This is a genomic window from Mesorhizobium sp. M4A.F.Ca.ET.090.04.2.1, from assembly GCF_003999085.1.
GTDB lineage: Bacteria > Pseudomonadota > Alphaproteobacteria > Rhizobiales > Rhizobiaceae > Mesorhizobium.
The window spans coordinates 1-1,050 of the sequence record NZ_RZOT01000913.1 but is presented as its reverse complement, the minus strand read 5'-3'; the positions used below and the strand labels follow the sequence as shown (position 1 = coordinate 1,050).

Annotated in this window: 2 protein-coding genes; both read left to right on the top strand. The window is 60.9% G+C overall.

The annotated features are described in order from the left end of the window. Positions 1-194: 194 nt before the first annotated feature. The gene (locus EN781_RS33105; protein ID WP_127400756.1) at positions 195-497 is read left to right on the top strand and encodes a YggT family protein; all 303 of its coding nucleotides are present in this window, start codon (positions 195-197) and stop codon (positions 495-497) included. Continuing rightward, the gene (locus EN781_RS33100; protein ID WP_126057555.1) at positions 494-835 is read left to right on the top strand and encodes a DUF167 family protein; all 342 of its coding nucleotides are present in this window, start codon (positions 494-496) and stop codon (positions 833-835) included. The genes EN781_RS33105 and EN781_RS33100 overlap by 4 nt, the downstream gene beginning before the upstream one ends. Positions 836-1,050: the final 215 nt, after the last annotated feature.

Genomic DNA, 1,050 nt, shown 5'->3' with positions numbered 1-1,050 from the left:
CCCCTGACCTCATCATTGCGAACGATGCGCTCTCCCAGCTGAGCTACAGCCCCGTCCAGCGGATGGCGCATTTATCGGGCGCGGCGGTTTCGTGTCAAGGCGAAACGAGCGGCGCCATTGGCGCTGCCGGAAAGCCGGCTCTTGCCGGCTCCGCCTGCAATGGCTACATGTCGGCCGTTCGCAAGGAGCACCTGATGATCGCAGTCTTTTATACGCTGCATGCCGCAATAGGCATCTATTGGTGGATCGTAATCGGCGCGGCCATCTTCTCTTGGCTGTACGCCTTCAACGTCGTCAACTCGCGCAATCAGCTCGTTAACTCCATCGGCACCATGCTCTACCGGTTGACCGAGCCGGCGCTGCGGCCAATCCGCCGCTTTCTGCCCGATCTCGGAGGTGTCGACATCTCGCCGATCATTTTGCTGTTAGCACTGACATTTATCAGCGTGTTCTTGAACTACACAGTTCAGCCGATGTTCGGCATCGGTCCGATGTGAGGTCTACCGCCTTTTTCTTCTTTCGTCTCCGCAACGACGGCATCGATCTGTTCGTACGGCTGACGCCGAAGGCGGCGCTTGATGGGATAGAGGGCGTCGAGACTACCGCCGACGGAAGAAGCCACCTCAAGGCCCGCGTGCGCGCCGTGCCGGAAAACGGCGCCGCCAACCAGGCGCTGGAACGGCTGGTCGGCAAGGCGCTGGGCGTTCCGGCGTCGGCCGTCGCGGTCGTCGCCGGCGCCACGGCGCGGCTGAAGACGCTGCGGATAGTGGGAGATGCGGCTGAGCTGGCGAAGCGCATCGAGGCATTGAGCGGCAGCCAAGGCAAATCGCATTGATGGCTGCTAGTCACATCATCGGTCGGCGCTGCCCCTCATTGCCCTGCCGGGCATTTCTCCCCGTATTGTGACGGGGAGAAAGATGCCTTTGTCCGAACCGGATAGATAGGTAACAGAATGGACCGATTGCATAGGTGACAGTTTTCTCCCTCGCCGGAGGACCCGGCGATGGTTTGGCGAGAGACTGGCATCATGGACGAGCGGCTTCGTTTTGT

Bases quoted from the DNA above. Each gene is read 5' to 3' on its own strand.
- EN781_RS33105 (WP_127400756.1), top strand. From the start codon at position 195: ATGATCGCAGTCTTTTATACGCTGCATGCCGCAATAGGCATCTATTGG.